The following is a 19,820-nucleotide window of genomic DNA, read 5'->3' as shown; positions in this document are numbered from 1 at the left end:
ATGTCACGTGGTCGCCCCACTTCTCGTCAATGTCCGAGGCTTTTGCTTTGTACCTGAACTCCGTGTCCTGCGCGACGCTCTGGTCCTTAATAGGCTCGATGACAGGATAATCGTTCACATTCTTCACTGTCAGTTTGAAGCGCGTGCTGTCCTTGCAACCCCGCGGGTCAGAGACGGTGATGTTGACGGTGTAGTTCCCGACGTCGTCATTTGTCGGTGTGAAGTTGATTTCGGCGCTCTGCTCGCCGCGCGGTATAATGTCAAACAGCGGGCAGTCCTCGCTCCAGTTGAGCCTGTCGCCGTCAGCGTCCTCTGCGAAGATGAGCAGCTTGAAGTTCTTTCCCTGGCTCGCGACCTGGTCCATTATCGGACTCAAGACCGGGTAGCGGTTGACGTAAAGCTCCCGGGATGCGAGGGGAGACCCCATCTGCGCGACCCAGACGGTGTGCGGACCGCCTGTGGGGTACCAGAGATATGAAAACACTCTTTCTCCGGACGGAGGGAGGGTCAACCTCTCAGAATGAATCAGGCTCGAGGTCTGGAAGTCGGCGCCATCGTGGAACGAGACGGGGATTTCGAGGCTGAGAGGCGCCGGGTTCTCAAACGTCGCGTTCAGCCACACACAATCGCCCTCGTCAATCACGCCGGAAGAAACTGTGAATGACAGGAACCTGATCGCGTTCTCCTCGTCCCCGATTCGGACCTCCGGCTCCGGCTGGGCGTATTTTCTGATTATCATGAGATCCTGATAGCCCGCCCCTTTTGCATAATTCTGGGCTGTGAATTGTATGTCGGTCAGGGGGGTCAGGGTGTCGGAATAGGGCCCGTAGGTCCCCCCCTCCCAGGAGAACCAGGCCTGATTTGCGGTGTGGATAATCTTCAGATGGTACCATTTGTTCAGGTCAAAATCCATGCTGCCCAGACCGGTATATAATGTGCCGCCAAAGAAGCACTCTGGTTTGTACCTGCCCCCATCGTCCCTCCGGTGGAGAATCTCCCAGCTCCCTCCGCCGACCGGCTTGTGCGCCATGTATGCTGAGGTGTCCATGGCCATTACCTCGAAGACATAGGGGACCGAGACCGGCGGGTTTATGCTCTTCTTGACCCTGAGGTCCGCGGACCCCGCGTCGACGAAGTGGGAGTAGGAGCCCTGATAGGGGGCTGTGCTGTCAGCCTTGTTGATTCCGTCGCCGTTGGTGATTACCCAGTCTGAGACGTCCCCGTCTTCGAAATCGTCAAAGAACTCGAAGGTGGCCTCGCCGCTCGAGTTGGAGGAAGCGGCTGGGTTCCCGTAGTACATGTATATGGTCGTTTCGGAGGCTCTGGGAATTTTGTCCACCCTGACAGTGAAATTTGCCCCTATTCCGTCCACCTTTTTCTCCAAATAGTAAGGAAGCTCTATGTGCTGGTCTGAGGAGGAATCGTAGCGGACGAAGCGCAGGTCCGAGAAGTCGCTCTTCATGTCGCTGTCGTAAGTGACTTTGATAAGTACCTGGTACTTTGAGAGCTCCTGAGAGCCCGCGGTGTTGCTAATCGTGACGGGTCTGCGGAACAGCCACTGGAGGTTCCACCAAGGTGTGAACTCGCGGGCTCCAGCGCCGCTCCCTTCTCCCAATTCTTCTAATGTCCACGCCGCGCTGGCGAGCCCGGCGATTAAGAGATTTGTTATCAGCAGTGCTGCGAAAGAGTTTCCTCTATTCAATGAATTCATACCCAATCACCTCCGCTCAGCCTCCGCTCGCTATCAGTCGTTAATGAATCGATTTGGCCATTAAAATAATTTTGCACGATTAGAAGCTCAGACGTAAGCGCCCCCATTTCCAATGAAAACGATAGCCCAATTAGCGGGCCTTCAGAACCTACACAACATAATAGGCCGCCTCAACCGTATCTTATAAGAACCATCCGCCGTAAATTTCCCGATTCGCCCCACGCTCCCGCTGGACCTATCCTCTTGCCTGAGTATGAGAAAACGTTTAACGAGAATGCCCAGAACTGTCTCCAGCCTCAGAACGGGCTCTCCTGTGTCCAGTGCGACAAGCACCTTCGCCATGTTCCGCGCCCACCTCGGGACATTGGTCAGCCGCCCCAGCTCTTCCATGGTCTTACATAGTCAGCTAAAACATCCGGCGTTTTCGTAGGTATTTCGAAGTCACGCTCTCGAGTTCTGTATGCGACTTCAATCCCCCATTGGCCGGCCGGCTGGCCCCCAGATTCGCACTGAAACGCTTCAAAGAGTCCATCTCGTAGAGCCCTCCAATCCGGGAATGAAAATCGGGTGAGGGGAAGTAGTGGATAATGGTCCTGAGTTTGTAGGCCGCGTTCTCACTATCCATCTTCTCGACCGACGCGAGCGCGATGACACGAGCGAGCTCCCAATCGCTGTAGTGGGCATCCGGTCCTTTCGGAAAACTTACTTCCCGGAACAGCTCATTGATATGGTTATATGGCCCCCTGACACTGGGTAGAGACGGCTCTACGGCCGGTTTTCATCAACATCCGCATAGCCGGGGCTAAAAAATAGGGTTCTATTTAATAATCCCGGATGGGCCGACAAATGCCAGCTCAAGCTATCTGGGTCTCGCATTGGAGCTCTCCGGCACTCACCTTCATCTTTCCGGCCGCTCAGCCCCACGAAGCCGGTCGGAGGCGCGCACTCGCCCGATGAGATTGGTGGCCGAGGCGAGCGCAGCCAGCGCCGCGAGCGTGCCCAGCCCTGGTAGGAGCCCCCCGGCCTTCCTGACTCTGAGCTCCCCCTCCGCAACATTATTGGTGGATGAGAGCTCCTTGTCGTCGGTCATGGCCTGTGCATAGAGTTGGTGGTGGCCGGGGCCGGGTCTCAAGGTGGTGCTTAAAGTCTGGGACTCCCCGGGCCCGAGATAATCAATGAACCACTCCCTGACCACCCTACCGTTATCGTAGAGACGGACCGAAATTCCACGCGCCGCCGCGCCCCCAGTATTCCTCAGGGTCAGGCGAACGCTCGAGTAGTCTCCTTCGTCAATCAGCCGAGGCTCGACGAAGAGGCCAGCGAGCTCGAGGTCGGGAAGCAGAATCTCGACCTCCACGGCGGCCATATCACTCGTTCCTCCCGAGCCCGAGACGGTGAAGAACACCGTCTGCCGGCCCTCCGCAGTTTCCGGGCTGAGCTCTAGCTCAACCGTGAGCTCAGCCTCCGCGCGGGGACCGAGCGACACGACCGCGTCGTGCAGTGCTCTCCAGCCCGCCGGACAGCTGGAGTAGACGACGAATTCGTCGGCGCCGTTCCCGGTGTTCCTGAGAAAGAGCGTGAGGCGAAGTGTGTCTCCGGGTCTCGCAGCCATCTTGGCAGTCCCGGTGATTACGGTGACGCCGTAAACGCGCTCCACGACAACCTCGAGCGAAATGGAGGCCGAGGCGCTCGCTGAGGATGCAGAGAGGGTGACCCTAAGCGCCTCGCCTGCCGTGGAATTCTCTGGGACTAAGACGAGGACCTCGATCGACTCTGAAGCCCAGGGAGCGAGAGAGACTGCCGTGGGGGAGAGGGATGCGATGTCGGCGGATTTGCCGGAGATTCGGAGGCGAACCTGTTCCTCACCGTTGCCCGTGTTGCTCAGGTTCACTAGGAACCTTGCTATCCCGCCCGGGAGCGCCCGAACCCCGGCGGCCCCACACGAGAGCTCGAGACCATGCTCCTGAATAACCTCAACCTCAATCATGATGCTCGCGGAGACCCGCGGGCTCGCCCTTGAGGACGCCTGGACCCGGATTTGAAGCACCCTCCCCGCCTCGAGCTTTCCCGTGACCGCGACCGCGAGCGGGACCGAGCCCATTCCAAAGACGGGGAGCTGAATCGAGCGCCGCCCGAGCGAGACCGCGAGTTCGGCAGGAGCGTCCACGAGAAGGTCGTACGTGTCGGCTCTGCTTCCCGCGTTCGCAACGGTGATGTTGAACCGGGCAGTGTTTGACGAAGAGACAGAGGAGCGCGCGGGGACCGCTCCGAGCCCCACTTCATAGATGGCCCCCGATGCGACGACGGTGAAGTCGTCCAGCCACCAGCCGCGGCCGGGAAGGAGGGCACTCGAGCGGAGTGTGAACCTGAGCTTTACCGGTCCTCCCGTAAAGCCACCGAGGTCGAACACGTGAAGGCCCCAAGCCTGCTCCATCCCTCGGATCTCTTTGATGGTCGTCCAGCTCGCCCCGAGGTTCGAGCTCACCTCAACGCGGCCGGTATCCGACACGATTTCGTATGGAAGGCCGTGGGTGAGGTCGTATCTCATATAGACCGCCAGCGCGGCCGAGCCCACGCCCGTGAGGTCTATCAGGGGAGATTCCAGAAAGAACTCAATGGGTCCCGCGCTCCGGGCGTACCGGCCCGTCCTGTTGAAGCCGCACCACCAGCTGTGCGAGGGAGAGTGGGCATCGCCGTGCGGTTCCCCGGCGCTAACTATGTGCCAGAGGCCAGGGAGCGCTGGGACGCTGCACCCCACCCTCCACCCTCCCACGCCCGACTCGACGTCATCGAAAAAGAGCCTCTCTATGACTCTGAGAGGGCCGCTCCTCCAGTCGTTCTCGGGAATTGAGTCGCCGGCGCAGGCAGCAAGGACTGTCACAAAGTAGAAGCCCGTCTCCGCAGGCGTCCAGTCCCATGCCAGCTCCCTCCATACCCCCGGGTTCAGATAGTCAATCTTCTCTGTCCTCGAGAGGGAGGTGTTCCCGCCCATGACGGTCAGGGTGACCGGAGCGTCCCTCAACCCCCTACCTCCGAGGTTGTAAACCGTCGCGAAGATTCTGTGGACGGAGGCCACAGTCGTGAAGACTTCGTATCTGAGCTCTGTGACAGCTATATCAAAGTCGACGTGACGGACGCTGAGACCCATCACGTTGCCTGAGGGACCGATTTTATAGACCCACCAGCCCGTGCTCCGGCCCGAGTTGGCCGAGCTGGAGGGGGAGGAGCCGGGGTTGAACCCCTCCTCGCTATCGCGCCAGGGGTCGGTGCTCTGGACGGGTGAGTCGCCATTAAGGCCCTCGTCCGCCTCCTCGAGGTCCACCAGCCTGAGAGTCTGGTCGCGGTTGTCCGCGGCCCTCTCGTCTACGTGCCAGATCAGTATGCCGGGACCTGGAAGGAAGGCGTCCCAGCCAATGCACTGCCTGTTCTCTATAAGGAAGTACTCGTGCGGGGGCTCGACCCATAGCTTCAACACCGAGGGGGAGAGCTCGACCGCCTGAAGCGAGAGGTTCTCTGAGCTGGCGGTGAGAGCCATCGGCTCAATCCAGCCCAGCCTGACCTTGCAGAAAGCCGAGAGGTGGGATGGGGTGGCGCCACCATCGAGCCACGAGCCAAGGGACATTAGGTCCCAGCTCCCCGCACCGAGTGTGTCGCCATCGATGTCGTAGAGGTCGGGGAGGCCGAGCTCGTGCCCGAGCTCGTGGGCGAAGGTGCCGATGGGAGAGAACTCAGAGCACATTGTGTAGAAGCCGGCGGCGACGCCGTCCACAATGGGCTCGTCGTAATCGTACCACCTGTGGGACCATATTGTGTCCCGGTTCTGGTATGAGGATTCCTGCCCCTGGCCGGCGTGGATTATGATGAGGAAGTCAATATAGCCATCCCTATCGGTGTCGAAGATGGAGAAATCAACCTCCGCGTCGGCTTTCCTCACCGCCTCCGTCACGAGCCGGTGAATCGGGCCGTTTGCGTTGTCCACGCCCGATAGGGTGTCGGCCCCGTAGAAGCTCATATTGCTATCGCTCCTGTACCAGACCGCCGTCACCTCGCCCCTGACCTCAAGTTTTCCATAGGAGTTCTCGAAGTAGTAGCCGCGCAGGCTCCTCGCGCCGGGGCTGGAGTTGAAGAGCAGGTCTGAGAAGAATTCGGGCTCCCTTCCGGGTGAGTGCCTGACGTCCTGAAACTCGATCAGAATCACAATCATCCGTGGGCTCGATGGGGGAGCGCGCCCACGCACGGCCATCGGCGCGCCGGGATCGGGGGGCGCGGAGCGACCATAGACACGCGGGTCTCCTGGGACGAGCTCGGGCCCGCTCCCGACTTCCGCCCTCGGAGCCCGGGCCCCAGCTGGAGCCCGGGAAGGGGGAATCTGTGACACGCATTCGGTATTTTCGAGTAGGGAGTTGTCCGGAGTACCGCTCGCTCCTGTGCCTTCAGGCGTGGGCGCGGATTGTGACACGCCAGCATCCAAGCATCGCTCAGCCCCGAGGAGCGACCAGCCTCGGGCCCCGGCGCCGGTCACAAGAGGTGGAAGGAGGAGAGCAAGCGCTATAGCTGTGACCCACCTCGCCATCGTCTCTTGTATCTCAGAGGGGTGTATTTATTCTGTTTGGTACCGTCTAGACCCCTGCCTATTGGTTTCCGGACCGTTGCCGTTATCGCCGTAGGCCCGAGAAAGGGCTGGGGCCGGAGGCCGCTACATCGTGGCTGCCCGAGCCCCACGCCCGTCCTCATGTGCCCTCTGTGCCCTCCACGCCCAATCGCGCTTATTGTTGGGGGAGAGGTGCACCCGGCGATGGGCAGGGCTCGCATCCAAAATAATTAAATAGCGGAATTTAAATCCCCTTCACGCAAGAGTTATAATATATTGAAAGGAAGGTTTCTGAAATGAGCGGGAGCATGGACGAGCTGAAGAAGGGGACGACCATCCTGGGCATTGTGTGCAAGGACGGCGTCGTCTTGGGGAGCGAGAGGCGCGCCACTATGGGCACTCTAATTGCCCATAAAGCAACCCAAAAGCTTTTTAAGGTCGATGAGAGGCTCGGGCTCTGCGTCGCTGGCCTCGTGGGGGACGCACAGATTCTGGCGCGATACATGCAGGCCGAGGTGGAGCTCTACAGGCTGAAGCACAATGCGGAGATGAGCGTGAAGGCCGCCTCGACCCTGATGTCGAACATACTCGCGGGGAGGAGGTACTTCCCCTACTGGGTCCAGCTATTGATTGGCGGCGTTGACAAGGACGGGGGGCATGTCTACTCGCTCGACCCGGCCGGTGGCTCCATTCCCGACAAGTTCGTCACGGCAGGCTCCGGCTCACCGTACGTCTACGGCGTGCTCGAGGACCACTACAAGGACTCCATTACCGTCGCGGACGCCACGGACCTCGCGATTCGGGCCCTGACGGCCGCGATGAAGCGGGACGCGGCCTCGGGCGACGGCATGGACATCGCCGTCATAACCCAAAAGGGATTCAAACTCCTGACAGAAGAGGAAATCAAGAAGCGGAAGCACAAGATTGGGCTCGACTGAGCCTCATGCACCTCGCGCCCGGCGGGCGGCCCGACCCGGATTGAGGCGGGCGCGCCCCGGGCACGTGTATCACACTTCAATGTCCCTTTTTACAGCCGGGACAGGTAGTGCATCGAGATGGGAGTCGACGACTTCATACACCACGCGAGGGAGGTTGTGCGGAGCACCCTTCCACCGACGGTCAGGGTGACGAGCATCGAGTTCGAGGGGCCGATTGTGGTCATCTACACGAAGAGCCTAGAGGAGTTCGCGAATAACAACGACATCGTGCGCCAGCTCGCCCAGGCGCTCAGGCGCAGGGTCTCGGTACGCCCCGACCCCTCGATTCTCGCGGACACCGACAGGGCGGAGACGGAGATAAGGCACATCATACCCCCCGAGGCCGAGGTCAAGGACATCTGGTTCGACACCGATACAGGCGAAGTCACCATCGAGGCCCTCTCTCCGGGACTGGCCATCGGGAAGCACGGGACCGTGCTCAACGACATAAAGAAGAGAATCGGCTGGGCCCCAAAGGTGGTACGGGCGCCGCCGATACCCTCGAAGACCGTGGGCGAGATTCGGGGCTACCTGAGGATGGTCAGCGAGGAGAGGAAGGATTGGCTAAAGAAGATCGCGCGCAGAATCAACCGCGAGATATCGAGGGGGGAGAACTGGCTCCGGATATCCGCGCTAGGCGGCTATCGCGAGGTCGGCCGGAGCGCCCACCTCCTGACCACGAAGGACAGCAAGGTCCTAGTGGACTGCGGAGTCAAGTTCTCCCAGAGCGAGGAGGACTCCCCCTTCCTAAACGCCCCCGAGTTCCTGCCAATAGAGAGCATAGACGCCGTCGTCGTCACCCACGCCCACCTCGACCACTCAGGCCTCGTACCCCTGCTCTTCAAGTACGGCTACGACGGTCCCGTGTACTGCACTCCGCCGACGCGGGACTTGATGTCCCTGCTCCAGATAGACTACATGAAGGTCGCCCACAGCGAGGCCCGCAGGAGCCCCTTCGACTCCGCCTTCGTCAGGGAGATGGTGAAGCACTGCATCACTCTGAACTATGGCGACACCACCGACATATCGCCGGACGTGCGCCTCACGCTCCAGAACGCGGGGCACATCCTCGGCTCCTCGATTGCCCACTTCCACATTGGAGACGGCATCCACAACATCGCGATATCAGGGGACATAAAGTACGAGAAGACTTGGCTCTTCAACCCCGCCGCCGATAAGTTCCCCAGGCTCGAGACGCTCGTTATCGAGGCGACCTACGGCGGCTTCCACGACAACCAGCCATCGAGGAGGGAGGCCGCGGAGGCGCTTCAGGCCATCGTGGCCCGGACCATCCAGAGAAAGGGCAAGGTCCTGATACCTGTCTTCGCGGTCGGGCGCTCTCAGGAGGTGATGATCGTCCTGGAGCAATATATCAGGACCGGTGCGCTGCCGGAGGTCCCGGTCCACCTCGACGGGATGATATGGGAGGCGACGGCGATCCACACCGCTTACCCCGAGTACCTGAACAGCAACCTGCGCAACCAGATATTCCAGAAGGGCGAGAATCCCTTCCTCTCTCCCATATTCCAGAGGGTCGACAGCGTGGACGCGAGGGAGAGGATATGCAGCGACCCCGAGCCCTGCATCGTGCTCGCGACCAGCGGCATGCTGAACGGGGGGCCCGTGATGGAGTACTTCAAGCGTTGGTGCGACAACCCCCTGAACACGCTGATATTCGTGGGCTACCAGGCCGAGGGGACGCTGGGCAGGCGCATCCAGAGGGGATGGTCGGAGATTCAGTTCACGGAGCGCGGCGGCAAGAGCACCCCAATTCCCATCAAGATGTCAATAGAGACCGTCGACGGCTTCTCGGGCCACTCGGACCGCGGCCAGCTAATAAATTATGTCCAGAACATCCAGCCCAAGCCAGAGCGCGTCGTGGTCTGCCACGGGGAGGAGGCGAAGTGCCTGGACCTCGCGGTCTCGCTGCACAAACGCTTCGGCGTCGAGACCCGAGCGCCGCCGAACCTCGAGGTCATAAGGCTGAGGTAGCCGCGGAGGGCCGGGGGACCGGAGCGGTTCTGGAGACTCTCTTGCCCCGGAAGCTGAGCCGAGTCGGATGCCGCGGGCCACGTTCGCGCCGGGGAGGTCGGCCCACCTCCCGGGCCGGCATGGAGAATCAGCGGCGTTTACTCTTCACAGAACGTCCCGCACCGGAGTGCTCCCCCTCCAGCCTCTCGAGGAGCGCGGCATACATTAAGGGTAGAACCGCGGTCGCGTCGGCCTCGATGTTCACCCTCCTCGCGCCCGGCCTGACCTTTCCCCACGATATCGCCTCGCGCACCCTGGCGCCGGAGAGGCTCCCGTCCTGCTCCGTCGCGGTGGTGATATAGATGGCGTAGTCCAGCCCGCCCCTGAACTGGTTCCACCATATCACGTGGTGCTTCGATATTCCCCCGCCGATAATCAGGGCCCCGGAGCTCTCCGCCTTCATAACCAGCCCGGAAAGCTCCTGCTCGTCCGCCATCGGGTCGGGAGAGAAGTCGCGGTGCTCCTGCCAGAACATCCAGAGCTGGCAGCCAAAGGCCCCGTCAGTGATTCCGGGGACGAAGACCGGGACTCTGTTCCGAGCCGCCCAGTGGAGGATGGAGCCCTCGTCGCGCACTCTCTCTCCGACCGCCCAGATGAGCTCCCGGGTCGAGGGCCTCCTCAGGCCGCTCGCGTATATCTCACCGAGCATTGGCCGGAGCCGCCTTTCGAGTAAAGTGCCGTAGCTCCTGTCCGGCACGAGAACGTTCCCAAGCCGGTTGATGCCCATTCTGCGCAGGCTGGCGTCGTCCATCTCGAAGTCGCCGTGGTAGTACCTGCCCCACGCCCTTGCGAGGTCGTGGTCAATGGTCCCGCAGGTGGTGACTATCACGTCCACCAGCCGCCTCCTGACCATGTCCGCAAGAATTCCCCTGCAGCCAGTCGCGACGATGCAGGCGGGGAAGGAGAGGAACCTCAGGCACCCATCCCTGCAGACCATCTCCTCTAGAATTCCTACCCCTTCCGCCAGATGCCTGCCCGTGAAGCCACCCGCACCCTCCATCTGCCGGACTATGGCGTCCGCGCTCATCCCCGGCGCGGGGCGGATGTCCCGGACGGGGGGGTTCCCCCGGGCTCCTTTTAGTAACTTCCTGGCCCGCAATTCACCACACCCCGCCTGAAGAGCTCCCCTGATTTCAATCCTTCGGCCGGCTCCGCGGTCTCACCCTTTTCCAGGGCCGGGAAGCGGGAGCTCAATTGTGTAGGCCCAGGCGGTTCCACCCTCGACGTCCTTTCTCTCCTCGACCGCGGCTCCGCGGGCGGGCTCCTGCCCCCGGGGGAGAATCTCGTGGACCAGCGCGGTCCGGGCCACCGTGGGGGGGGCATAGTGCTCCCTGAATGATATGCAGCCCTTCGGACAGACCTCCTGGCACCGGTAGCAGAGGATGCAGCCGCTGATGACGGTCTCGTGGCGCTTCCGCGCTTTGTCCACCTTTATAACGGCCGCGGGGCAGTTCCTCTCGCAGAGGCCGCAGAAAATGCATCTGGTCACGTCCATCACGAATCTCCCCCGGGTGTCCTTAATCGGTTCATACTTCTCCGCCGGGTAGAGTTTAGTGAATGGCTTTTTGAAAAGATTGCTGATGGCCTGCGAGAACATCCCCATTCAACTCACCTCTCGGTGCAGCATATGCACGGGTCAATGCTGATGACCGTCAGGGGGACGTGCTGAATCTCCATGCCCTTGAGAATCATAATCACCGCGCGCAGGGTCGCCAGTGTTGGCGTCCTCACCTTTATTCTCGCGGGCTTTCCGGTGCCGTTGCCGCGGGCGAAGTAGAACAGCTCCCCGCGCGGCGCCTCCACATTGAAGAAGCACTCGTCCTCCGGCAGCTTGCGCGGCCCCTTCTCCACCGCAAAAGGTTTGTTCTCGTCAACCATCCCGATAAGCTCCCTTACCATCCTGAGCGACTCATTGACCTCCCTCACGCGGACCTGCACCCGGTCGTAGACGTCGCCCCTCGGCTCGTCGAGCCTCACGGGCCTGAACTTCAGGTCCCCATAGGCGAAGTAGTGCTTCTTCCGGATGTCAAGATCCACACCGCTCGCCCTCGCGTTGGGGCCCACCACTCCCGCGGCCAGCGCGACCTCCCGGGGTATGATGCCCACCCCGCGCGTCCTGTGGATGAACCCGCTGTCCTTGGTGTAGACCTCCGCTAGGGCGGGCCAGCGCCTCTCGAACTCGTCGAGCATCCCCCCGAGCTGCTTTAGGACGGCCGAGGTCACCCGCCGCCTAACCCCACCGATGGTGTTCATTCCGTGGTTGACCCTGTTCCCCGTGAGGAGCTCGAGCATGTCCATGACGAACTCCCTGTCCCTCCAGGTAAGCATAAAGAGGTTCTCGAAGCCCATCGTCTCGCCGATATGGCCGAGAATCAGGAGGTGGCTGTGAATTCTGTCGAGCTCGGCCATCAAAGTCCTGACGTACCGGGCGTTGTCGGGTATCTCTATGCCGCAGAGCTTCTCCAGAACGCCCGATATCGCGTTCGAGTGGGAGGAGGAGCAGATGCCGCATATCCTCTCGGCGATGAAGAGGGCGCTGTACATGTCCCTGAGCTGGAAAGCCCTCTCGATGCCCCTATGGGCGAAACCGAGCCTGAAGCCGGCCTCGACCACGACCTCGTCCTCGACCCTGAGGTCGAAGTGGACGGGCTCGGGCAGGACGATGTGCTGGGGCCCGAAGGGCACGCGGGTCACGCACCTCTCCGCCATCACCCATCCCTCCTGAAAGGCCCCCTCTTCTCAGGCTCGAGCAGGAGGCCGGGCGCGCAGCCCTCCACCCTCACGTCGAAAAGGTCGACCAGCTCCATCTCGTATAGGAGGGCGTTGATGAATATGTCCTGCACGCTCTGAATCTCTTCGTCGAGGCGGTACGACGTCCTGACGGCGGCGAAGCTCATGTCCGCGCTCTCGAGGGCGTAGGTCAGCTCCATTTTCCCGTCTCGAACGGCGCCGATTATAGTGATGAGCCTGTGGCCGCCCTCCTTCAATTTTCTCAGCGCCTTCTTGAGCTCTCCCTTCTCAACGACCTGGAGGTTCTCAATCATTCCCGCCACCTCCACCAGCCTCTTTGCTCCTTCCCACGCCACGCGCTTCCGCGGGCGAGGTGTGCTCTTCCTCGATTCTCTCCTCTCCCCCACTCCTTCCCTCACTCCCTGAAAGCCCCCTCCCCACCTCCTCCCCCTCGTTTCCTCCGCCACCCCCCTCCGCTCCCCCGGACCTCCCCCGCCCCGGTCCGCTCGCTCCGGCCGCCTTCTTCTCCAGCCGCTCCTTGAGAATTCCCAGGGCTTTGACCACCCCGTCAATTATCGCCTCAGGCCTCGCGGGGCACCCCGGAACGTAGACATCGACTGGCAGCACCCGGTCAACACCTCCGAGCACGTTGTAGCAGTCGTGGAAAACCCCACCCGTCGAGCCGCAGCTCCCGACGACCACGACGGCCTTCGGCTCCGGCATCTGCTCGTAGAGGTTCCTCAGGGCCTGCGCGGTGCGCGGGTTCACCGCTCCGGAGACGAGCAAAACATCTGCGAACTTGGGGTTCCCCTTGTTCACGATTCCGAACCGCTCGACGTCGTAGCGCGGGGTCAGGGCCGCGAGGACCTCGATGTCGCAGCCGTTGCAGCTCGTGGATGAGAAGTGGAGAACCCAGGGCGACCTCAGCAGGGACACCTACCACCACCCCCAGACCAGCGCGGAGTAGATGAACAGAATATTGATGAAAACCAGGGGCCATAGAAAGGTGAACGAGAACCTGGGGAGGCGGTCCCAGTGGGATCTGGTCGTGGCGTTGTCCACCCAGATGACCGCTATGAGCACTATGAAGGCGACCAGGGTCTTGAGGACGAGGTCCAGCACCACCGCGCCCGTGGACCCGAGCAGCGGCGCCAGTAGCGGGGCGGAGTTGAACATGAGGGAGAAGATGGCCAGCAGTCCGAAGGTCTCGAACCAGTGGCCGATCTCCACGAGAGCGAGGTTCTTCCCCGAGAGCTCTATCATGGGCCCGTAGACGATTTCCTGATGGGCCGTGGAGAGGTCGAAGGGCCCCTTCTGCATCCAGACCAGGAGGGCGAAGAAGAGAACCACCGGCGCCATCGGGAAGTGAAGCAGGAGCTCGTTGCTCCACGCGAGCTCCCGCACGAAGTAGCTCCCGTTGACGAGCAGCGCGGCCACAGCGAGAGCGAGCATGAGGGGCTCGACCGAGAGAACCTGTAGGAGGTTGCGGCTTGCGCCCAGATGACTATTGGGGGAGCTGCCCGCGTAGCCCGCCAGCGAGAGGAAGAGCTGTGCGGTCCCCATGAGGACAATCACCATCAGGAGGTCGCCGAGGGTCACCAGAACCACGACCGCGAGGGCGTTGAAGATGAAGAAGAGGAAGGCCATCGTCCCGGTCACGGGGTTTGTGGACTGGTCGCTCTTCGTCATCAGCTTCGCGACGTCGTACCAGGGCTGCAGCACGGGCGGGCCGACCCTGTTCTGCATGCGGGCGGAGATCCTGCGGCCCAGACCCATGGCGAGCATACCGAGGAAGGGCGCGAGCACGAAGAGCGCAACCGAGAGCAGCGTCAGCAGAACCTCCTCGGGCGGCTCCACTCAGACCACCCCCGCCGAGACCAGAGCCCCGCCGAGCGCGGCGAGAAGAGTCAGGATGCCGGCGACCTCCACTGCGAGCATCGCCTTGCCGGAGTCGATATAGCTCTCGAAGTAGGGGCAAGAGAGCTGGAGCTCGTAGCCCTCCATGCCGCAGGTGTATGGCTTCACCCTCTTTCCGCCCGTCTCCATCGTCGCGTAGGCGATCCCGAGGAGGAGGGCGAGGAAGATCACAAAGGTCGGTATCGCACCGGCCCTGCCAAGATAGGTGATGGGCAGGGTCGCCTCGAGTCTGTGGAAACCGGCGATGGGGTCAACGAGGGGGGAGAGGAAGAAGGGCAGGAGCACAGAGAGCGCAACGGCCCCGACGGCCAGCGTCCACATCGGGGCGGTGTAGAGAGGCGAGACCCTCTTCTCGCTCACCTCCCCCGTCAGCGCCATCGCCCTCCCCAGCCATCTGATATAGAAGACCTCGCACGCGATGCTCCCCACCAGCACCATCAGAAGGAGGAACGGATTGGAGGTGGACTCGGCTATGGATGTGTATTTCGCAATGAAGATTCCGAAGGGTGCCAGAAACATCGTCAGAATTCCGATGAAGAAGGCGCCGAACATTGACGGGGCTCTCCTGAAGAGCCCCTCCGTGCCCTCGATGTCCTTTCTCCCGAACAGCTTCTGGACGGCGCCTGCGGAGAGGAAGAGCAGGGCCTTTGAAATCGCGTGGAATATCGTCAGCACCACCGCGGCCGCGATGGCCTCCGGCGTCCCGATGGCCGCGAGCATGATGATGAGGCCCAGGTTGCCCACGGTCGAGAGGGCCAGGAGCTTCTTCATTCCCCTTTCCTGAATCGCCAGGAGCGCTGTGGAGAGGAACGAGAGACCCCCCACAATCGCAACGAGCAGCGAGAGCTCCTGGAACTGGTGTAGCACGGGCGCAATTCTAATGACGAGATAGACGCCGAGCTTGACCATCGTGCTGGAGTGGAGCAGCGCGGAGACCGGGGTTGGTGCGACCATCGCCCCCAGGAGCCAGGACTGGAAGGGTACCTGCGCGGCCTTGGTGAAGGCCGCGAGAGAGAAGAAGAAGAGCGGAAGCGCGACCATGGCGTCCGCGCCCGCGAGCCCCTCCTTCCCCACGATCCCCATCAGCGAGAAACTGGCGGTCCCGCTGCATTGGTGGAACATGAACGCGCCGATCAGGAGCGCAGCCCCGCCAGCTATCGTGACCTCGAGAGCCCATTTCGCGTTTGAGAGGGAGAGGGGGTCGCCCTCGTGCTTGATGAGGAAGTAGCAGCATAGGGTTGTGCACTCCCAAAAGAAGTAGAGGTAGATGAGGTTGTTTGAGAGGACCGCGCCGTTCATGACGCCGAGGAAGGTCAGGATGAAGAAAAAGAAGACCCCCTGCTTCTTCTCGTCGGCCATGTACTGGACGCCGTAGATTGCGATAATGGAGCCGACAATCGAGCATATCAGGACAAAAACCAGCGAGAGGTGGTCGAGGGCGAAAGCGAAGGTCTCGAGCGCCTCCGGGTTCCTTAGCTCAAAGGATGCCAGGGGCACCAGCTGGCAGATCGCAACCGCGAATGTCACCGGACTTTTTATATAAAGACCGAGGGCGACGAAGAACGCCAGAAGGCCCAGGTCGAGATAGAGAATCAGCTCGTGAATCGAGAGCTCCGGCAGGCCCAGCGCGAGCGCGAGCTCTTTCGAGTCCACCCGGAGGAAATCGCCGCGGCCCATGCCCTCGGCCGAGACCGCGATAACGAGGAAGATGGAGAGAGATATTAAAACGATGGTGTTGACGCCGACGATGGCAAGAAGGTGGGCCTTTTTTTTGAAGGGGAGCGCGAGGAGACCCATGAAAACGGGTAGAGCTATTAACAACCAGACAGCAGTTGCATACCCCTGCATGATGGGGGCATTGAAAGAGGCCGATAAATATTTTGTCACACGCCGGATTGACGCGGGAGAATAACATGTGCCATGACAGAGCGGCGCATGTCCGTTCCCGTGAAAAGCCGCCCGCACACATATCGCGGGCGGGGCGCGGGTGTGCCGCGCGTTTCGCGCGGCGACATGGAGGGGCCCGCCGACAGCGCCGAAAGAGGTTTACAGATCTCATTTTCTTCTCACACCTCGAGCCCTCTTTCAACCTCCTCCACCTCGATTCGTGGACGTCCTTTCTCTCCGCTCGTTCTTCGGATTGTTTCTTATCGTTCGATGAGACCATTCGTTGAGACCCGCAGGCGAGTGGAGTCCGTGAAAGTGAAGAGCTGTTCTCGAACCGGGCAGGCTGGCCCGGTGCGGGCGGTGGGCAGTTCTCATGAGACCTGTATATCTTATTTATCCGAATAGTGATATCCGATCACATGGTGTTGTATCTAGGCGACGCGCTGGCCTCAGCGGCGCTGGTGCTCTCGGCAGCCCTCCTGATTCTCGCCCTGCTCGCCCTCGCCCGCACTAGATCCCTCCGCCTTCTCTTCCCGGTCTGCGTCTCCGCCGCGGCTCTCGCCCTCTCCGCCCATCAGGTCCTGTTGGCGGCCCTCTCACGTGAGGCCCCGCGGGAGCTCGATGTCCTGATACCCGCTGTGAGCCTGACCCTCCTCCTCATCATCATCGCCCTCTGGGTGGCGAGGGGAGTCAGGAGAAAGAGGTGAACGGAGGGGCAATGGAGGAACGAACCCTCGAGCTCCAGAGCAGAAAGAGGATATTCGAGTACCTCACCCTCAACCCGGGGGTCCACTTCAGGGAGCTCCAGAGGGCGCTCGGGATGCCGGTTGGGGCGCTGGACTACCACCTGAAATATATGGTGAAGAAGGAAATCCTCGTGGCCAGAGAGGAGGAGCACTACACCCGCTACTACCCGAGGGACAGGTTCGACCCCGCGTCGAAGGCCATCCTGTCGTTCCTCCGGCAGGACCTGCCGCGGGGCATCCTCCTCTTTCTCCTTCGCAAACCGGGCGCGACCCACGGCGAGATTCTGGCCAGCTTCTCCGTCAGCGGCCCCACGATATCCTATCATCTTAAGAGAATGGTCGAGGCGGGGGTGCTGGTCTCGAGGAGGGAGGGGCGCGAGACCCGGTTCGAGGTGGTCGAGCCCGAGAAGGTCGCGGACCTCCTGATAACCTACCGCAGGAGCTTCCTCGACGAGCTCGTCGAGAGCTTCGTGGCGGCCTGGGTCTCGCGCAGATGAATTGAGTCGGACCGGGAGAACAATCACGGGGGAGGGCCCCGACCCCCGCCCCCTCCGCGGTAGTAGGGGTTTCTTTCGAGAATAACGAGCTCCTCGCCCCGGGCGCGCCGCCACAGGCCGGCCGCGCCCACGACGGCGGTGGCGAGCGCAATTCCGGCGGCAAGTCCCGCCAGAATGGACCAGCGGTGGCTCAGGAGCCTTTCCTCGAGCTCGTGGACGGCGCCCGCGAGCGGTCCCGGAAGCACGCCGACGGTGGGGTCGATGAAGTACTCCCCCGTGGTGGCGGATAACCTGAAGGCGGAGTAGAGCTTGAGAGAGACCCCATCGGTGCGGTAGGAGCACTCCAGCAACGACGGCCCTCCGGGGGCCTCAACGGTGCGCGTCCAGGTGAGGTAGCCCCTGTCCGTTCCGTCCGAATCGCAGTAGGTTATCCTCTGCTGCTCGCGGGCGGTGCTGGTGAACACGTGCATCAGCTCCCTCCCGCCCTGCATCTCGTTCTCGGACCCGCGGGCGGTTGTGGGGCCCGTCGCGTCATGGACGATGAAGCGCCCGTCATTCATCTCTCCCTCCCCCTCACCGAGCGACTGCTCCAGCGCGATGTGCGTGCCCGGCACAGGAGACCTGAGGGCGAGCCCGACCGAGATCTTCATCTCGCTCCCGCCGTGGAGGACCAGCACCTCCCCTCCCGAAACGTATGTGGAATTGAGTTCCCTCAGCAGGAAAGTCGCGGTCATCTGCACGGCGCCGGGAATGACATCGGGCCTGCCATCCTGCGGCCCGCCTCCTCCTCCTGAGGAGCCGGGGCCGCCTGGCTCCGTGGCGTTGGACGGAGAACTCGGACCACCTCCACCGGTGCCGTTTCCCGCGGGTTCCGGGGCGCCGCCGCTCCCCGTCCCGTTGCCGGTTTTCCCGGCCCCCCCACTCCGCCCCTCCACACCCGGGCCGCCTTCATACTCCCGGGGGAATTCGCCCCCGGAGCGGCCCGCGGACCCTCCCCTGTGCTCGGTCATGTCCAGCAAGGCGGTCATAACAACGCGGACCTCCTCCCCACCCTCGCCGCCATCCCGCTCCTCGACCGAGGAATTCCATCGCGCGGCTGTGAGGTTGCAGAAATAGGACAGCTCCCCGGGCTGGTACCTCCCGTCGCCCGTGTCGTTGAAGCTGAGGAGGCGTGTGTAGGCAAACTGAAACGTCGCGCCCTGCGCGCCACGCTCGTGGAAGTAGAGACGGGGGCTGGCTCTGGATATTTCGATAGAGATGTTCCTGCCCTCGACCGTGACCTGCGAGGGACTCTCCGAGTGACTCAGAGCGGAGGCGGGCCGGGGCAGGGAGACCGCTGCGGCAAGAATCAGCGCAGCCACGAGAATCATCGCCGCCCATCTCCCCTCATTTGCCCCTCCGCTCATCCGTCCCGTCATTTCGCCGCCGGAATTAATAATGGGTTTGGTACAATCCTCTAAGTGTCTCCGGGGACGGTTAGAAATTTGTTCCAATCTTAGAGGTTTGTTCCAGAAACCCTTTATCTGGCGGGAGCGAAGGGGATGGCCGAGGTGTGAGGAATGGCAAGGGCGATGGCAGGAGTGTTCGCTGGATTTGTCGTGGTCGTGCTCGCGCTGGGGGCTGCCGCGGCCTCGGGGCCGGGCAACGGGCCCGGCCCGGGGGGTCCGGGCCAGGACCCAGCTGGGAACGCCTTGATGAACAGGGCTCAGGAGCTCAACATGTTCGGCCAGATTCTCCTCAACGAGACCTCCTTCTCGGGGAGGTACATCGGTTTCAGCGTGGAGGACGGGGCGATACTGAACTACACGGTGCAGGACTCAGGTACAGTTCTCTTCGAATTCGTTGCGCTGGAGCCCTTCTGCTGCACGGGCTGGAGCGCGTCCGGTGCCGTGGCCCGGGTAAACGGGAGCACAGCGGTCATAATGGCCCACAACAACCCGGCGGCGGTGCTGCACATCACCAAGATGCAGGGAGCGAACATGTCCGCGCGTCTGACGCTGGGCGCGGGAATGACCGCGGTGAAGCACAACAGCACCGGCAACATAAGAATCTCGGGAGCGCTCGAGGCGGTGGTTCTGGTCGGCGGGGCGGACTCCGAGATAAACGGCAGCGAGCTCCTTGTGAGCTTCGGCCAGTCCGCCGGGAGCCTCACGGTCCGGGTACAGCCGAGCGGGGAGCAGGGACTCAGGCTGCGGGCCCACGAAATGGCGCGCGAGGGCCGGCTGGGCGGCGAGTTAGACATGGTCGGGGCGAACGGCTCCCACATGGAGAGCTCGTGGGGCTATGCCCACTCGACTTCCATGACAGTCAAAGCCGCCGGGAGCGGAAAGATGAAGGTGGTGGTGAGGGCGGAGTACGCCGAGGGCATGATATTCAGGATAGGCATCGACAGGGAGACCATGGGTGTGAAGGAGGCGAAGCAGCTGCGCGCGAGTCTTGACGGCAAAACCATGAAGCGGGTGAGCGCGGAGGAGCTGGTGCGCCACCAGCTGGAGAAGAGGGAGCGGGCCGCGTACTGCGTGGAGGTCGGTGAGAGGAGCTGCGAGGTGCTGGCCTACATACCCCACTTCTCGGAGCACGAGCTCTCTGTGGAGAAGATAACCGAGCCTCCCGCGTCGGGCATCGGGGGGTTCGAGGCGCTCTTCATAATCGCCGCACTCTGCGGGGCGGGGGCAGTCGCTCTATGGAGGAGGCGGTGAGCCGGTTCTCTTTCCCGCCGTGACATTCTGACGG

14 protein-coding genes and 1 pseudogene are annotated in these 19,820 nt (G+C 62.0%); 5 read left to right on the top strand and 10 right to left on the bottom strand.

Annotated features, from left to right (window positions below):
• Positions 1-1,711: DUF2341 domain-containing protein (locus tag QW379_08355; GenBank protein MEM2870412.1), on the bottom strand; the 1,711-nt coding region annotated here is incomplete at its 3' end.
• An 898-nt stretch (positions 1,712-2,609) separates the two neighbouring features.
• Complete coding sequence (locus QW379_08350) at positions 2,610-6,284, bottom strand: M6 family metalloprotease domain-containing protein (protein MEM2870411.1); 3,675 nt, start codon at positions 6,282-6,284, stop codon at positions 2,610-2,612.
• A 326-nt stretch (positions 6,285-6,610) separates the two neighbouring features.
• Here QW379_08350 and psmB point away from each other — a divergent pair, with 326 nt between their 5' ends.
• Together psmB and QW379_08340 are read left to right on the top strand one after the other, a co-directional pair.
• Positions 6,611-7,240 carry an archaeal proteasome endopeptidase complex subunit beta gene (gene psmB / locus QW379_08345; protein ID MEM2870410.1) on the top strand — a complete coding sequence of 210 codons (630 nt, stop codon included), beginning with the start codon at positions 6,611-6,613 and terminating at the stop codon, positions 7,238-7,240.
• 117 nt (positions 7,241-7,357) lie between these two features.
• Positions 7,358-9,271, top strand: coding sequence for a beta-CASP ribonuclease aCPSF1 (locus QW379_08340; GenBank protein MEM2870409.1), 1,914 nt, complete (start codon positions 7,358-7,360; stop codon positions 9,269-9,271).
• A 127-nt stretch (positions 9,272-9,398) separates the two neighbouring features.
• Here the strand turns inward: QW379_08340 and QW379_08335 are convergent, their stop codons facing one another.
• From QW379_08335 to QW379_08305, 7 genes and pseudogenes are all read right to left on the bottom strand, one after another.
• Positions 9,399-10,409: a deoxyhypusine synthase gene (locus tag QW379_08335; GenBank protein ID MEM2870408.1), complete on the bottom strand. Its 1,011-nt coding sequence runs from the start codon at positions 10,407-10,409 to the stop codon at positions 9,399-9,401.
• A gap of 60 nt (positions 10,410-10,469) precedes the next feature.
• On the bottom strand, positions 10,470-10,913 hold the full coding sequence (locus tag QW379_08330; GenBank protein MEM2870407.1) for a 4Fe-4S binding protein: 444 nt from the start codon (positions 10,911-10,913) through the stop codon (positions 10,470-10,472).
• 5 nt (positions 10,914-10,918) lie between these two features.
• Complete coding sequence (locus tag QW379_08325) at positions 10,919-12,019, bottom strand: nickel-dependent hydrogenase large subunit (GenBank protein ID MEM2870406.1); 1,101 nt, start codon at positions 12,017-12,019, stop codon at positions 10,919-10,921.
• Positions 12,019-12,354, bottom strand: coding sequence for an NADH-quinone oxidoreductase subunit C (locus QW379_08320; protein MEM2870405.1), 336 nt, complete (start codon positions 12,352-12,354; stop codon positions 12,019-12,021). Before QW379_08320 ends, QW379_08325 begins: the two co-directional genes overlap by 1 nt.
• 217 nt (positions 12,355-12,571) lie before the next feature.
• Positions 12,572-12,976, bottom strand: a pseudogene (locus QW379_08315) (NADH-quinone oxidoreductase subunit B family protein).
• Positions 12,977-13,897: a complex I subunit 1 family protein gene (locus tag QW379_08310; protein ID MEM2870404.1), complete on the bottom strand. Its 921-nt coding sequence runs from the start codon at positions 13,895-13,897 to the stop codon at positions 12,977-12,979. It abuts the pseudogene before it with no gap.
• On the bottom strand, positions 13,898-15,805 hold the full coding sequence (locus tag QW379_08305; GenBank protein ID MEM2870403.1) for a proton-conducting transporter membrane subunit: 1,908 nt from the start codon (positions 15,803-15,805) through the stop codon (positions 13,898-13,900).
• A 458-nt stretch (positions 15,806-16,263) separates the two neighbouring features.
• On the opposite strand from QW379_08305, the gene QW379_08300 reads away from it, so the two are divergent.
• Both QW379_08300 and QW379_08295 read left to right on the top strand, forming a co-directional pair.
• Positions 16,264-16,551: a hypothetical protein gene (locus QW379_08300; GenBank protein MEM2870402.1), complete on the top strand. Its 288-nt coding sequence runs from the start codon at positions 16,264-16,266 to the stop codon at positions 16,549-16,551.
• Positions 16,552-16,562: 11 nt separating this feature from the next.
• A complete protein-coding gene (locus QW379_08295) occupies positions 16,563-17,087 on the top strand; it encodes a helix-turn-helix domain-containing protein (protein ID MEM2870401.1) in 525 nt (174 codons plus the stop codon).
• Positions 17,088-17,110: 23 nt separating this feature from the next.
• On the opposite strand, the gene QW379_08290 is transcribed toward QW379_08295, so the two are convergent.
• On the bottom strand, positions 17,111-18,493 hold the full coding sequence (locus tag QW379_08290) for a hypothetical protein (GenBank protein MEM2870400.1): 1,383 nt from the start codon (positions 18,491-18,493) through the stop codon (positions 17,111-17,113).
• A gap of 153 nt (positions 18,494-18,646) precedes the next feature.
• Between QW379_08290 and QW379_08285 the strand changes: the two genes are divergently transcribed.
• A complete protein-coding gene (locus QW379_08285) occupies positions 18,647-19,786 on the top strand; it encodes a hypothetical protein (protein ID MEM2870399.1) in 1,140 nt (379 codons plus the stop codon).
• Positions 19,787-19,820: the final 34 nt, after the last annotated feature.

Source organism: Thermoplasmata archaeon (assembly GCA_038851035.1).
In the GTDB taxonomy this organism is placed as follows: domain Archaea; phylum Thermoplasmatota; class DTKX01; order VGTL01; family VGTL01; genus JAWCLH01.
The sequence above is the reverse complement of the archived record's forward strand: the minus strand, read 5'-3'. Positions and strand labels throughout refer to the sequence as shown.

Excerpts from the sequence above, each read along its gene's own strand:
- QW379_08300 (MEM2870402.1), top strand. The coding sequence starts at position 16,264 with ATGGTGTTGTATCTAGGCGACGCGCTGGCCTCAGCGGCGCTGGTGCTC.
- QW379_08290 (MEM2870400.1), bottom strand. The coding sequence starts at position 18,493 with ATGAGCGGAGGGGCAAATGAGGGGAGATGGGCGGCGATGATTCTCGTG.
- QW379_08325 (MEM2870406.1), bottom strand. The coding sequence starts at position 12,019 with ATGGCGGAGAGGTGCGTGACCCGCGTGCCCTTCGGGCCCCAGCACATC.
- psmB (MEM2870410.1), top strand. The coding sequence starts at position 6,611 with ATGGACGAGCTGAAGAAGGGGACGACCATCCTGGGCATTGTGTGCAAG.
- QW379_08320 (MEM2870405.1), bottom strand. The coding sequence starts at position 12,354 with ATGATTGAGAACCTCCAGGTCGTTGAGAAGGGAGAGCTCAAGAAGGCG.
- QW379_08330 (MEM2870407.1), bottom strand. The coding sequence starts at position 10,913 with ATGGGGATGTTCTCGCAGGCCATCAGCAATCTTTTCAAAAAGCCATTC.
- QW379_08350 (MEM2870411.1), bottom strand. The coding sequence starts at position 6,284 with ATGGCGAGGTGGGTCACAGCTATAGCGCTTGCTCTCCTCCTTCCACCT.
- QW379_08285 (MEM2870399.1), top strand. The coding sequence starts at position 18,647 with ATGGCAAGGGCGATGGCAGGAGTGTTCGCTGGATTTGTCGTGGTCGTG.
- QW379_08340 (MEM2870409.1), top strand. The coding sequence starts at position 7,358 with ATGGGAGTCGACGACTTCATACACCACGCGAGGGAGGTTGTGCGGAGC.
- QW379_08295 (MEM2870401.1), top strand. The coding sequence starts at position 16,563 with ATGGAGGAACGAACCCTCGAGCTCCAGAGCAGAAAGAGGATATTCGAG.
- QW379_08305 (MEM2870403.1), bottom strand. The coding sequence starts at position 15,805 with ATGCAGGGGTATGCAACTGCTGTCTGGTTGTTAATAGCTCTACCCGTT.